9 protein-coding genes are annotated in these 15,614 nt (G+C 39.5%); 3 read left to right on the forward strand and 6 right to left on the reverse strand.

Features of this window, described 5'->3' with window-relative positions:
- Positions 1-2: 2 nt before the first annotated feature.
- From VKY50_RS04880 to VKY50_RS04905, 6 genes are all read right to left on the reverse strand, one after another.
- Positions 3-1,844 carry a glycoside hydrolase family 13 protein gene (locus tag VKY50_RS04880; protein ID WP_324299439.1) on the reverse strand — a complete coding sequence of 614 codons (1,842 nt, stop codon included), beginning with the start codon at positions 1,842-1,844 and terminating at the stop codon, positions 3-5.
- A gap of 2 nt (positions 1,845-1,846) precedes the next feature.
- Positions 1,847-3,955: a glycoside hydrolase family 97 protein gene (locus VKY50_RS04885; protein ID WP_324299440.1), complete on the reverse strand. Its 2,109-nt coding sequence runs from the start codon at positions 3,953-3,955 to the stop codon at positions 1,847-1,849.
- A 1-nt stretch (position 3,956) separates the two neighbouring features.
- Complete coding sequence (locus tag VKY50_RS04890; RefSeq protein ID WP_324299442.1) at positions 3,957-6,263, reverse strand: glycoside hydrolase family 65 protein; 2,307 nt, start codon at positions 6,261-6,263, stop codon at positions 3,957-3,959.
- Between the two features lies 1 nt (position 6,264).
- Complete coding sequence (gene pgmB / locus VKY50_RS04895) at positions 6,265-6,924, reverse strand: beta-phosphoglucomutase (protein WP_324299444.1); 660 nt, start codon at positions 6,922-6,924, stop codon at positions 6,265-6,267.
- 81 nt (positions 6,925-7,005) lie between these two features.
- Complete coding sequence (locus VKY50_RS04900; RefSeq protein ID WP_324299446.1) at positions 7,006-8,379, reverse strand: MFS transporter; 1,374 nt, start codon at positions 8,377-8,379, stop codon at positions 7,006-7,008.
- A 199-nt stretch (positions 8,380-8,578) separates the two neighbouring features.
- Positions 8,579-9,601 (reverse strand): LacI family DNA-binding transcriptional regulator, encoded by a 1,023-nt coding sequence (locus VKY50_RS04905; RefSeq protein ID WP_324299448.1) that lies wholly within the window; start codon positions 9,599-9,601, stop codon positions 8,579-8,581.
- Between the two features lie 294 nt (positions 9,602-9,895).
- Between VKY50_RS04905 and VKY50_RS04910 the strand changes: the two genes are divergently transcribed.
- The 3 genes from VKY50_RS04910 to VKY50_RS04920 are packed head-to-tail and all read left to right on the forward strand — an operon-like array spanning position 9,896 to position 15,604.
- Positions 9,896-12,808, forward strand: a complete 2,913-nt coding sequence (locus VKY50_RS04910) for a SusC/RagA family TonB-linked outer membrane protein (protein WP_324299450.1) — start codon at positions 9,896-9,898, stop codon at positions 12,806-12,808.
- 11 nt (positions 12,809-12,819) lie between these two features.
- The gene (locus VKY50_RS04915; protein WP_324299452.1) at positions 12,820-14,448 is read left to right on the forward strand and encodes a RagB/SusD family nutrient uptake outer membrane protein; all 1,629 of its coding nucleotides are present in this window, start codon (positions 12,820-12,822) and stop codon (positions 14,446-14,448) included.
- 16 nt (positions 14,449-14,464) lie between these two features.
- Complete coding sequence (locus VKY50_RS04920; RefSeq protein ID WP_324299454.1) at positions 14,465-15,604, forward strand: SusE domain-containing protein; 1,140 nt, start codon at positions 14,465-14,467, stop codon at positions 15,602-15,604.
- Positions 15,605-15,614 lie beyond the last annotated feature (10 nt).

Here is a 15,614-nt window from a genome sequence, read left to right on the forward strand (position 1 = left end):
TATTACAAAATCTCCAAGATATAACTTTCTTTACCGGCAATGGTAAGCGTATCACCAAGGTTTATTTCACGATCGGAAAGCACTTCCTTTGCTGATTTGGCACCCTTGATATTTTCTTTAAATCTACTTAGTTCCAAGGTCTGTTCCTGCTTGCTATTGTTAATCACAACCATTACAGTTTGATGGTCATTGTATCTAAAATACACATACACATCATTCTCTGGAATGTACTGAGTTGTTTTACCATTGTGAATGGCTGTAGCTGTTTTTCTCCAATTGAAAATCTTGGAAGTTATATCAAAATATGCATTCTCTGACTCGGTTCTCTGCTCCGCTAAAAAGGCATTGTGCGCATCCCCTTCCCATCCTCCAGGGAAGTCTCTGCGAATATCACCATCGCCTTTTGCCTTATCACCTTTCATTCCGATTTCCGATCCGTAATAAAGTTGTGGAATACCGCGAACTGTGCCTAGAAGTGTCATAATAAGTTTGTAATCCGCTATTGAATTATAAATTTGATTGATCCGCTGTGTATCGTGATTCTCCGCAAAGACCAAAATGTTATTAATATCTGGATACAAAAAGTCATTTACAAAATTTTCATATACCTGTATCATTCCTTTATCCCAGCTAGGTTCTTCCACTTGGAAGGAAGCCGTAATGGCGTCATGTAAGGTAAAGTCCATCACCGAGGGGAGATAAGAGTTGTAATCCTGAATTGCAGCAACCTTACTATCCTTCTGCCAGTAGGCAATTTGCGCCTGATCGTGCATCCAAACCTCTCCAACAATGTTAAAGTTAGGGTACTCATCCATTATAGCTTTAGTCCACTTCGCAACGCCTTGTTTATCATTATAAGAATACGTATCTACTCTAAAGCCATCTAAATCTGCATATTCAATCCACCAAATCGCGTTCTGAATTAAATAATTAAGTGTCAATGGATTTCTTTGATTAAGGTCAGGCATCGTACTGACAAACCAACCATCCATACAGTAATACGCATCTATTTCAGAGGCATTCGGATCCATCTGTGTACTCATTCTATAATTGGTCTGACCATAGCCAGGGAATTGATGAATCCAATCATAGGTTGGTAGGTCATCCATCATCCAGTGTGTAATTCCCCAGTGGTTGACAACATAATCCATAATGAGTTTCATAGACCGTTTATGAAGCTCCTCAGATAATCTTTTGTAATCTTCATTGGTTCCATAACGAGGATCTACTTTATAAACATCACTCTGTGCATAGGTGTGATAAGAATAGGTTGAATCATTATCCTCATTCATGGGCGTACTCCAAATTGCGGTAGCACCTAGAGATTTAATATAATCCAAATGATCTATGACCCCTTGTATATCCCCACCGTGACGTCCACCTTGATGTGCTCTATTTACTTTTTCCACAACATCCTTATGACTATCATTAGACGTGTCACCATTGGCAAAACGGTCTGGCATGATGAGATAAATCATATCCGAGGAATCAAAACCCTTTCGCAAGGCGGACTCAGGTCTTCGCTCTTTAAGTTCATAGGTTTTAGAAAACTTGCGTTTTCCATTTTTTTCAAATACAATTTTAAACTTCTGAGGCTCCTCTTCTTTAGTATCCAAGGTTATAAATAAATAATTTGGATTCTCAGTCCTTTTCACCTCAAGGATTTTAATGCCATCAATTTTAGGGCTTAACTCGGCTATATTTTCACCATATACCATAAGTTCCAACTGTGAATGTTGCATGCCACTCCACCAAAAAGGGGGCTCAATTCGTTGGATCTGCGCACTTACTGATTGCAGTAACAGCGCAAAAATTGCCGTTATAAAAAATATATTTTTCTTCATGATTAATTTTTAATGATGCTTACTGCAAATCCTCCACCTGGAGCGGATCTGAATTTCAATTTACTATTTTTTTTCACTTGTACGCTTCGAATCTTTATCGCTTGTGGATTATCCTTGTAATGGGCATCCTTTGCGTCTTCATAAATACGAGCGGTATAGGTTTCTCCTGGTTCTAAAAAGTCTAGTGTAAGGCTCGTTTTTCTGGCTTGGAATCCATTGACATTACCAATGAACCAATCTGAGGTACCTTTCGCTTTTCTAGCCACCGTGATATATTCCCCTGGCTCAGCTTCTAAATAAATTGATTCATCCCAATCTACAGCCACATCTTTTATAAACTCAAAGGCCTCGGGAAAACGCATATAGTTCTCTGGAAGATCAGCAGCCATTTGTAGCGGGCTATACATCGTGAGGTATAAAGCCAATTGGTTGGCAATCGTTGCATTGACATGAGAATTATTGTTCGGATTTAATTTGCTGATATCCATCTCAAATATTCCAGGGGTATAATCCATGGGACCTCCGATAAGTCGTGTAAAAGGCAATACAGTAACGTGATTAGCCTTCGATCCGCCAAAGGCCTGATACTCCGTCCCTCTAGCAGATTCATTCGCGATCAAATTCGGATAAGTACGGCTAATACCAGTGGGTCGAACAGCCTCATGCGCATTAATCATAATTTCATATTCGGCTGCTTTTTCTAATGCATATTGATAGTGGTTCACTACCCATTGGCTATAGTGGTATTCTCCTCTTGGAAGGATATCACCAACATAGCCACTTTTTACAGCATTATAACCGTAATCCTTCATAAACTGATAGGCGGTGTCCATATGACGTTCGTAATTTCGAATGGAACCCGAGGTCTCATGGTGCATGATCATTTCTACTCCTTTTTGCTTTGCATATTCCTGTATGCTCTTGAGGTCAAAATCAGGATAAGGACTCACAAAGTCAAAAACATACTCTTTAGAGTTCCCGTACCAGTCCTCCCAACCTTGGTTCCAGCCTTCCACCAGTACACCATCAAAGCCATGCGCTGCAGCAAAATCAATATAGGATTTAACATGCGCTGTATTGGCACCATGTGTTCCATTGGGAGTGGCCGAGTCATAGTCTGTTTTCCCAAGTTGGATCGATGGAAAATCATTGGTATAGGCCCAACTGCTTTTTCCAGTAATTAGCTCCCACCATACCCCGATATATTTCATTGGTTTAATCCAGTGCGTATCTTCTATCTTAGACGGTTCATTTAAATTCAAGGTGATTTTTGAATCCAATATGTCTCTAGCATCATCACTTACAATAATGGTCCTCCAGGGTGTATTGAAAGGTGCCTGCACATGCCCCTTATCACCGTTTGCATCTGGCGTTAACCAAGATGTAAAAACCATTGTCTTATCATCCAAGTTTAAATGCATGGTCGAATAATTAATCAGTGCTGCTTCATGAAGGTTGATATACAACCCATCATGGGTAGTCAACATCAAGGCCGTTTGCACTCCCGTAGGTGAAAAAGGGGTTTGTGATGAGATCGGAGTAATCGCTGAAGCCATCTTAGCGCGAATCTCCGATAGTTTACTTTTGGTATAGTCGTATTCCTGGGTGTCATAATCCCCTGGAATCCAAAACGCAGTATGATCTCCCGTCATGGCAAACTCCGTACGTTCTTCTTCGATCACAAAATAGATCAATTGATCTTGCTCTGGAAATTCATATCGGAACCCTAAACCATCATCAAACAACCTAAAACGGATATTTAAGGCCCGTTGGGTACTTTGTTGTTTTAACTTCACTAACAGTTCATTGTAGTGATTTCTGATGGAACTCTCTTCTCCCCATACGGGTTCCCAACACTGGTCGAAGCTTGACTCTTGGGTATCTACCACTACAAAATCATCCTTAAGAGAAATAGAATCATTTTTTATCTGGAAACCAAGTTTACTTGATCTGATAACTTCCTTTTGCTTAAAATTAAGCAAGTAAGTAGGTTCTCCAGTGGAAGAAAGGGAAAAATCCATCACTAAATTTCCGTTAGGAGATTCAAGGGATTGCCCATAAATCTGTCCAACAAAAATCATACATATGCTAAAGAAAAGGTATTTGATCATATCACAAAACAATTTTATTATCCGGTTGAAGCAGGATGCTCTCCCCGTTTATTAGAATCTTCAATTCATCGTCTCCTTCTAATTTAAAAGTTGTTCCACTATGGGATACTTCCACTTTTAGAATTCGATTTCTAAAATTAACCTTGAAACTAAAAGCATCCCATTGTTCAGGGATTTTGGGATCAAAAGAAAGGGTATCATTCTTCACGCGCATTCCTCCAAATCCTTCCACAACACTCATCCATGTCCCTGCCATGGATGTGATATGAAGTCCTTCGTGAACCTCTTTATTATAATCATCTAAATCCAATCGTGAGGTTCTCAAATAAAAGGTATAAGCCTGGTCCATACGATCTAATACCGCCGCTTGAATACTATGAACGCAGGGAGAGAGCGATGACTCATGAACGGTGAATGGTTCGTAAAAATCAAAATGACGCTCCAACTCTTCTCTGGTAAAATGGTTTTCAAAAAAGTAGAAACCTTGTAATACATCGGCCTGTTTAATATAAGGGGAACGCAAGATACGATCCCATGACCATTTTTGATTGATCGGTCGTTGGGTTTTCGAAAGCTCCGATACAGGAACTAGTTCTTTATCCAAAAAGCCATCTTGCTGCAAGTAAACCTGACGCTTCTCATCGTATGGGAAATACATGTTTTTTGCGACCTCAAGCCACTTAGCAACCTCCGTATCTGAAAGTTTGGTTTTCTTGATGATACGCTCGAAATCCACTGGGTAGTGCTGCTTTACCATTTCGATGGACTGAGCCGTATATTCCATGCACCACTTTGCAATATAGTTGGTAAACCAGTTGTTGTTAACGTTGTTTTCGTATTCGTTTGGACCAGTTACCCCTAGGATCACATACTGGTTTTTATCCGTAGAGAAATTAGCACGTTGTTTCCAAAAACGAGCAACAGCAATCATAACCTCCAGCCCCATCTCTGGGATATAGCTCTGATCTCCAGTATAACGAGTATAGTTGTAAATGGCAAATAATATGGAGCCATTACGATGGATTTCTTCAAAGGTAATTTCCCACTCGTTATGACATTCCTCTCCATTGATCGTTACCATAGGATAAAGCGCTGCTCCATCTGTAAAGCCCAGTTTCTGTGCATTCTCTATCGCCTTATCTAATTGGTTATAACGATAGGTTAGTAAATTTCTCGCTACCATTTCATTTTTAGTAGCCATGTAAAATGGAATACAATATGCCTCGGTATCCCAATAGGTACTTCCTCCATACTTCTCTCCAGTAAATCCTTTTGGACCTATATTCAGCCTGGAATCTTTTCCAGAGTATGTTTGATTGAGCTGGAAGATGTTAAATCGGATTCCTTGTTGTGCCTTGACATCACCTTCTATGGTAATATCTGCCATTTGCCATATGGTATCCCATTCTTTCATTTGGGACTCCATCAGTGCATCGAACCCGTAATTTCGTGCTTTCGAAAGAATTTGCTCAGAAGCATCCACTAATGCCTCTGAAGTATGATTTAGGCTTGTTACATATCCCGCGAATTTCACTAAAGTCGCTCGTTGACCTTTATCAAGTGTAAGGGTATATTTCGATGCTATTTTTCGTGACCCAGATTCCACCTCAGCTTTAAGATCGAGTTTCTGGTCATCGAGATATAGTTCATTTAGCATACCAGTACAAACTTCAAATGCTGTTTTATTAGTCATTGATCTGACATAAGCAAAATCACCTTTTGCTCCCACCTCATTGATTTGCCAAAAGGCATCATCCCAGTTACTATCCTTATTAGTAATTCCTCCATCTACATAAGGGGTAATAACCACCTCTACTGGACGATTCAAAGGGGTCACTTCATATCTTATCGCGCCAACTTCATTTAAAGACATGCTTAAAAATCGAGTGGAGGTTACTTTAAGATCCACGCCATTGGGCATACTAGCCACGAAGCTCCTCTGATACCATCCGTGTTTCATATTCAATTCCCTACGGTAATCAAATACCTTTGTACAGGTATTCAAGTCTAAGGTCTCCCCATCAACATGCACATGAATTCCAATCCAATTGGGTGCATTTAATACCTTGGCAAAATATTCTGGATATCCATTTTTCCACCAACCTACTTTAGTCTTATCTGGATAGTATACACCAGCGATGTAACTTCCTTGGAAACTTTCTCCACTGTAATCTTCTTCAAAATTAGCACGCTGCCCCATGGCTCCATTACCTAGACTAAATATGCTCTCCGAAGATTTTACCTTTTGAGGATTAAATCCTTCCTCTATCAATGACCATTCATTTGGCACTATATAATCTTGATTCATTTTATTTTGATTGAAGTTGAGTTAAAAAATCGTACGTAATTTCATTAAATGTGTTAAACACATAATCCGCGTGGTGTAGCAACTGAGCATCACCAATAGCAATAGAAGTCATCCCAGCATTATTAGCTGCCGTAATCCCCGCATAGGCATCCTCAAAGACAACACAGTCTCTTGGTGCAACCTCTAATTGGCTTGCTGCTTGAAGAAAAACTTCTGGATCTGGTTTGGCTTTGCCAACACTATTTCCGTCAACAATGACATCAAATAGATCAATCAGGCCTACTTTACGTAAGATACCTGGGGCATTTTTACTAGCAGATCCTAAAGCAATTGGATAATTAGCAGCCTTTAATTTCTCAATAGTACTTTTTACCCCTGGAAGTATATCATCTGGGGTCATTTGAGCCACGTATCCTAAATAATCTTCATTTTTAAGGGTCGCTAGGCGATCAAATTCCTGTTGAGAAATTTCGACCCCTGCCCAATTTAATATCTTATTCAATGAGTCAATTCTACTGACTCCTTTGAGCTGTTCGTTTTGTTGTTCAGAGAGTTGAAAATTGAAATTCTCTCCCAATTTTCTCCAAGCTAAAAAGTGGAATTTGGCGGTATCGACAATAACACCGTCCAAATCAAAAATAAATCCTTTTTGTTGTTTCATCTGCGTAATATATCTGTAAGGGCGAAGTTTACAGACTTATTTTTAATATTGTTCCTAGTTTGAATCTTGATATCTGATCTCTTAATCGAGTGTATAGGCTATAGCCTTTTTATTGGTGATCAGTAAATTAGCTAATGCAGCTAGTAGTAAAGCTATTCCAGCTACAATCATCGCGTTGATCGTGTGATCCCCCATGAGTTTATAACTTACATTAATGCCTCCAACAGCCGCAATGATCTGTGGTAATACGATAAACATATTAAACAGCCCCATATAGACACCCATTTTCTTGGCATCTATAGCACTAGAGAGCATCGCGTAAGGCATGGACAGGATACTCCCCCATGCTATTCCTACAAGGAGAAAGCTGCCATAAAGATGCCAAATGTTACTAGCGTAATACATCGAAATAAATCCAATTCCTCCTATAGTAAGAGAAATCATATGGGTCAATTTCCGATTGACCCTGAATTTGGAAGAAAAATAAGCGAGCACCAATGCAAATCCCATGGAGGAGAGTCCGTAGATCCCCATGGCTGATCCGACCTTATCTGATGCATCTTGATAACGAGCGTTCGCTGTATCAAATTGCTTTTGTTGTTCAATAAGAGTAAAGTCATAAGCGGATTCCATAGGTGCTGGCGCATTATAAACATGTTCTGTTAAAGCGGGCATAGCCATACTCCACATAGTAAAAAACGCAAACCAGCTAAAGAACTGCACTATTCCCAATTTAACCATCGTTGAAGGCATCTTGCCAATATTTTCGACGATATCCTGAATAAAACGCCCCTTGCTTTCGGCCTTCATTTTTTCAAAGGCCTCCATGTCTTCTGGAGGGTATTCATCGGTGGTAAATATGGTATAAAGTATACTGGTTATAAACACTACTGCACCAATTCCAAAGGCTACCTTAACTGACATAGGCACCACGCCAGGAGCGGCTTCATTGCTCACCCCTAAAATATTTACTAGCCAAGGTAAATTGCTAGCCACTAAGGTACCTACACCAATGATGAGTGCCTGAACAACAAATCCGTAAGATCGTTGTGATTCATGTAGTTTATCGGCTACTAAGGCTCTAAAGGGCTCCATACTTATATTAATGGAGGCATCTAAAATCCATAAGAAACCAGCTGCCATCCACAATGCCGAAGAATGTGGAGCCAAAAACAAGGCCAATGAACTCAAAATAGCACCAATCAAAAAGTAAGGACGGCGTCTTCCTAATCTAGCATGCCATGTCTTATCACTTAAATATCCAATGATGGGCTGGACGATCAGACCTGTTAATGGAGCAGCAATCCACAATAGCGGAAGGCTCTCTTTATCTGCACCCAGGGTTTGAAATATTCGGGACATAAAACCACCTTGTAAGGCGAACCCGAACTGTATTCCTAGAAATCCGAAACTCATGTTCCAAATCTCCCAGAATCCTAAAATACGCTTTTTCATTATCGTAATTTATTAATTCTTAATACGATAAGCGCTACGACTTATCAAAACTTACTTATGTTTATTTTTTGAGAAGTAAAAATAAGTTTTGATGTGGGCGAAGATACAATATTTTTATCACCAACAAAGCATTTATTGAAGATCTTAACATTTTAACACACTCATATAAGAGGAGTTACGAAACTTTTTCGTAAAATTCCTAAACGGGTTTCGTAGATTCTCGTTGCAGGATGGAAGTTTTTATAACCTCCATTTTATAGGAGTCATCGTTTTGGTCACTTTCCAATCGATCAATAAGCATTTTAGCAGCTTTCTGGCCCATTTCGAAACCATGTTGTACGACCGTTGTCAAACTCGGATATGCATACTTAGATAGGATCCCATCGCTAAAACCAACGAAACTCATCTCATGAGGAATTAGAAAACCTCTACTATGCGCCTCACGCATGGCAACAACTGCGTATAATTCGTTAACTCCGAAAACAGCATCAAATTTTTGCGAATCAAATAGCGCCTTCACTTTAGCATCTAATTCCTCTACTGTTTCCACCCTAACAATAAGGTTTTCATCGATCTCGATACCTTCATCCTTGAGGGCATTTTTATATCCTAAGGTTCTGAGTTTCCCAACAGACACATAATCTGGGGTCGTTAGCAGTGCTATCCTTTGACACCCTGAATAGATTAAATGCTTCACCGTATTATAAGAAGCACGGGCATCATCAATAATAACCTTATCACAATAAATTTCATCAGAGACACGGTCAAACATCACAAGCGGCATCCCTTGATTAATCACCTCCCTTAGGTGGTGAAAATCCTTTTTTGCCATCGTTTCTTTAGAAAGTGACAATAAAAATCCATCAATACTACCGCTTGCCATGGTTTCCATATTAATGACTTCTTTAGCAAAGGATTCGTTAGAAAGACACACAATCACATTATAGCCTAACTCATTAGCCTTTTGTTCTATACCACTGATAATTAAGGTGAAAAAATGATGCACAATTTCCGGAATAATCACGGCAATGTTTTTCGTTTTTTTATTCTTTAAACTTAAGGCTATATTGTTGGGTTTGTAATTGTATAATTTTGCGAAAGCTTGAACCTTATCAATGGTATCCTGACTGATCTCAGGGCTATTGTTCAAGGCTTTAGAAACTGTAGAAATAGACACATCCAGTTCCCTGGCAATTTCCTTCATGGTAATCTTCTTCTTCATTGGTTTAGGCTTGAGTGGTAATTTAACAAAAATAAGGACTAAATCTCTAGAAATCTAACTAATTTTTATAGCATGCTTGAATCATAATCTCTAAAAAAGTAACTTTAGAAGGAATTAAAGAGCACTACCCCCCTTAATTAGGTATTTGTTAAAAAACAAAAACTTGTGAACACTAAATCGATTTCGCTACAATTGCGATTTGCGTATACTTAAACTTTACCTAAACTTTACAGTTGTTTTACCTTGAGAAGTAAAAATAAAGCTAACACTTAATTAATTTTTTTCAAACAATCTATGAAGCTAATTCAGACAATAAAACTGCTGGCTTTCCTTATACCACTTGGAGCATTCTCACAACAGGTCGTTACAGGAACAGTCACTGATGCAGGGACAGGAACTCCGATACCAGGAGTGAATGTAGTGATTAAAGGAACCACACAAGGGACTTCTACAGATTTTGATGGAAACTTCCAGATGGAAGCGGAAAACGGAACTGTGCTACAGTTCTCCTATATTGGGTTTACCACCCAAGAAGTCGCCGTAAGTGGAACAACTATGAATGTATCCCTTCAAGAGGATACAGAACAACTTGAAGAAGTGGTAGTGATCGGATATGGTGCTGTAAGCCAAAAAGATGTTACAGGTGCTGTGGACCAAGTTACCGCCGAGGATTTTAACAAAGGACCAATTGTTTCGGCCCAACAATTAATCCAAGGGAAAGTAGCGGGGGTCTCCATAAGTTCTGGTGGAGGAGCTCCTGGTGAGGGTCAAAACATCATAATTCGTGGTCAAGGTTCTCTTTCTTTGAGCAGTAACCCACTTTATGTGGTAGATGGAATCCCATTAGCCGATGGTAATATAGGGGGGAGTAGAAACCCACTTAACTTTATCAACCCGAACGATATTGAAAGTATGACCGTATTAAAAGATGCTTCGGCAACTGCCATTTACGGTGCACGTGCGGCCAATGGGGTAATTATGATTACCACTAAAAAAGGGAAAGGAAGAGAATTTAAATTTAACTACGCCGCGACCACTACTGTATATGATCCAACAGATTTCGTAGAGGTTATGAATGCAGATCAATTCAGAAGTATTATTCAAAATTCTGGAGATGATGCAGCCATTTCGCGTTTAGGAAATAGCGACACCAACTGGCAAGATGAAATATACAGACAAGCCATTGGTTTTGATCACAACTTCAGTACCACTGGAAACATCAAAGGATTTATGCCGGTAAGGGCATCATTAGGTTATACCGATCAAAGTGGTATTTTAAAAGGAGATAATTTCACAAGAACTACAGGGTCTATCAACCTTCGTCCAATGTTATTTGATGGTCATTTAAAAATTGAACTAAACGGACGTGGATCCTATACCGAAAATGCTTTTGGAAACAGAGATGCTATAGGCGCAGCTGTGGATTTTGATCCAACGCAATCGATTTATGATCCTAATTCTCCATTTGCCAATTACTTTACTTGGTTAAATGCACAAGGAGCACAAAATAGCTTAGCACCGACTAACCCAGTCGCATTAGTTGATCTTAAGGATGATACTGCGGAGGTAAGACATTTAATCGCCAATGCAAAGGTAGATTATCAACTGCACTTCTTCCCAGACTTAACGGCCACTGTAAATGTGGGTATTGACAAGTCGGATAGTAACGGTAGAACAATTCTTCCTATTGAAATGCCATCATCACAAAATGATTGGAATGGTTCTTTAGCAACCTATTCAAACAAGTCGACGAACAAATTATTTGATGCCTATCTTACCTATACCAAAGACATCAATGAGGTACATTCCATAAATGCGGTAGCAGGTTATTCTTATCAAAGCTTTGAATTTGATAATGACAGTTATGATAGTGAGGCAGAAGAAGATGGAAATGATTTTATCTTTATCGATAGATGGGAAAGCGTATTACTTTCATATTTTGGAAGGTTGAACTACAGCTTTGACGACCGCTATTTATTTACTGCAACCCTTAGAGCGGATGCTTCTTCGAAATTAAATCCAGATGACCGATGGGGGTATTTCCCATCCTTCGCATTTGCTTGGAACATCAATAACGAGCAATTCCTAGAAAATTCTCAGGTGATCAGCAATTTAAAAATCAGATTGGGATATGGAGAGATCGGTAACGTATCTGGTTTAGGTGACTATTTATACCTAACGCGATACACGCAAAGCCAATCCAACGCCAATTATCAATTAGGAAGTGGATTCTACCAAACCTACCGTCCAGAGGCTTATAATGAGAACCTACGATGGGAAGTTGGAAATACTTTAAATGCTGGAATTGACTTTGGTTTATTTAACAATCGAATCTCAGGATCGGTGAACGCATACATTAAAAAAACAGAAGACCTTATTAGTCTAGTTACTGTGGATCCATTTACCAACTTCTCTAATGCCATCGATAAGAACATTGGAGATATGGAGAACAAAGGTATTGAGTTTGAAATAAATGCTACTCCAGTACAGACCGAAGATTTTACTTGGAATGTAGGTTATAACATTTCCTTTAATGACAACGAGCTAACCAATCTTCCTGATGAGGTAGAAGTTGGTGGAATCAATGGAGGAACTGGAAACAGCATCCAACTACACAAGGAAGGATATGCTCCATATAGTTTCTGGGTGTACAAGCAAGTTTATGATGATCAAAATCGCCCAATTGAAGGTGCAGTTGTAGATAGAAACGGAGACAATCAAATTAACAATGCAGACCGTTACCTTTACAAAGATCCATTTGCTGATATCATTATGGGCTTCAATACCAGTGTTAACTACAAAAACTGGGATTTATCTGTAGCCACTAGGGCAAACCTTGGAAATTATGCCTACAACAACATGGCATCTAGTAAAACCTACGGATTGCGATCAAGAGAAAATAGCATCCTTACAAACTTACACACAGATTATTTCAACACTGGATTTAACACCCTAACTGAGGTAAATCTACAAAGTGACTATTATGTACAAGATGCTTCTTTCTTTAAAGTAGATAACATCACCCTGGGATACACTCTTAGAGATTTTATCGATGATGATTTGAGTGTACGCCTTTATGGTTCGGTTCAAAATGTACTTACCATCACTGATTATGACGGTTTAGATCCTGAAATATACGGTGGTATTGACAACAATTTTTACCCAAGACCAAGATCGTTTGTATTTGGAGTTAACCTAGATTTTTAAAAAAAGACAACATGAAAAAAACATATAAGATAATATTAAGCCTAGTCATTACAGGCGCCGTTTTTACAAGCTGTCATGACGATCTAAATGTCGATCCAACCATTGATCCAGATAGCTTTACAGAAGAAAATGTGTTTGCCACTGCTGAGGATGCCAAAGGTGCGCTAGCCAAGTTATATGCTTCATTGGCATTGACAGGTCAGGCAGGACCTGCAGGACAGCCTGATATTACAGGGATTGATGAGGGAACCTCTCAGTACAGCCGTATGCTGTTCAACCTCAACGAACTGACTACTGATAATGCCGTAGTGGGTTGGGGAGATCCAGGACTTCCTAATCTTCATGAAATGAATTGGGATGCTTCCAATGACTTTAGTGCTGCGATGTATTATCGTTTAGCTCAGGAAGTTTCTTTCTGTAACTCCTTTATCGAAAATGCAGCGCAACTCACTGAAAATACAGAAGTAGCGACTTATATCGGGGAAGCCCGTTTTCTTCGTGCATTCGCTTATTTCAACTTGATTGATTTTTATGGTGATGTGCCTTTAGTAACGGCCGTTTCAACTGATTTACCAGTACAGAATACAAGAACTGAAATTTTCCAATTTGTAGAAGCGGAGCTTTTAGAGATTCAAGATCTACTAAAAGAAAGTCAAGCGAACGAGTACGGTAGAGTTGATCGTGTGGCTGCTTGGGCATTACTATCTAAATTGTATTTAAATGCAGAAGTTTGGACAGGTGAGCAACTCTATACAGAAGCGATTACCTATGCCAACAAAGTAATTCAATCTTCTTATAGCATTAACACCACCGATGCAAATCAAAGTGGCAGTGCTTATGATGAATTATTTCTAGCAGATAACAATTCCAACGGAGCACAAAACGAATTCATTTTTGCACTTAACTTCGATGGAAACCAATCACGTACTTATGGTGGAACAACATTCTTGATTCACGCAGCCATCGGTGGAAGCATGGACCCAGCAGTCTACGGAGTGAACGGTGGATGGGGCGGTACCCGTACCACCAGTGCATTAGTAAGTAAATTTGACAGCTCAGTTAGTGATCGCGATGCCGATGGATATCCAGTGGCTTGGAACGATGGTAGAGCAATGTTTCATACCGATGGTCAAACCTATGAGATCAATACTATTGCGAATACCTTTACAGATGGTTATGCCGTTTCTAAATTCAAGAATGTAGACTCACAAGGAAATGCAGGAAGTGATACAGGTGGTGAATTTACCGATACTGACTTACCGTTAATTCGGCTGGCTGAAATTTACCTTACCTATGCTGAGGCTGTGCTAAGAGGTGGTGCTGGAGGCGATGTTAATACAGCTGCTGGTTTAATTAACCAATTACGTACAAGAGCTTACGGAAATTCAAGTGGAAACATCTCAGTAAGTGATCTTACATTAGGTTTTATTCTTGATGAGCGTGCAAGAGAGTTGTATTGGGAAGGTCAACGTCGAACTGATCTAATCCGTTACGGATATTTTACTGGAGCAAGTTATTTATGGCCTTTTAAAGGTGGCGTTAAAAATGGAACTTCTGTAGATAGTTACAGAGTCCTATTCCCATTACCATCAAATATACTCTCTATCAACTCTAATCTAACTCAAAATACTGGTTACTAATACTAAAATTAAACTGATGAAAAAAACAATATTTATATTCGTCGCCCTACTTTCTGTCCTAGGTTTTAACGCATGTTCCGAGGACGATGATTTCACATTTGTGGCAAGGCCAAACCCAGAAGGGATCGCCTTTGAGAACACCTTCTTGGAGACGTATCCTCTAAATGCAGCTAATGGAGATAATCTAGCAGAACGTTTTGTATGGAACAAGACCGATTTCGGAGTCCCATCTCCAGTTAAATACGAACTACAGGCTTCTACTACAGAGGCTTTTGAGGCGGAAGAAGTCGTAGCAGGTGATCTAACTGTTAATAATTATGGAGTTACAGTAAGTTATCTATTAAAATTAGCAGGGCAGGCTGGATTAGATAACGACCCTGACACAGAAGCTCCTAATACAGGTTCATTATACTTTAGAGTAAAAGCGTATATAGGAGATACTGGTGGAGATACTGAACAACTATCCGCTGTGATCGCGCTTCCAGTAGTACTTACTGAGGCTAGCGAGGGAGGCGTAGAAATGAAGCCACAGATGTATCTTGTTGGTGATGTTACTGCCGCAGGTTGGAATCCAAACAATAGCAATACACCATTGTTCAGAGATGGAGAAAACGATCAAGTATTTAGTTTCACTGGTAGATTTGCAGGAACTGCAGATACGGAAGGATTTAAAATTCTTGAAGTATTAGGTGAATGGCAACCACAGTGGGGTCTGGATGGCACCGCTCTTAGCAATAGTGATCTTTTAGGATCAGATCCTTCGGCATTCCCTGTTAATGCGGACGGTTACTATAGCCTAACACTTAACAAGGAAGATATGAGTTATACCTTTGATGCAGTGGATATTTCTACGGCACCTACCTATACAACCATTGGACTTATCGGTGATGCCACAGCTGATGGATGGGATGCAGACCAAGAAATGACACCGACCACCTTTGACCCGCATATATGGGTAATAGAAGGTATTGAGCTTTCCGAAGGGGAAGTTAAATTCAGAGCGGACGATGATTGGACTAACAGCTGGGGAGCTTCTACACCGCTAAGCGGTCAAGGATTCAACGATAATGATCCAAATATTCCAGTAGCTGCGGGAACGTACAATGTATGGTTTAATGATCTTGATGGACGATATATTTTAATACCGCAACAATAATAAACCACAT

This window comes from Galbibacter sp., from assembly GCF_035306585.1.
In the GTDB taxonomy this organism is placed as follows: Bacteria; Bacteroidota; Bacteroidia; order Flavobacteriales; family Flavobacteriaceae; genus Galbibacter.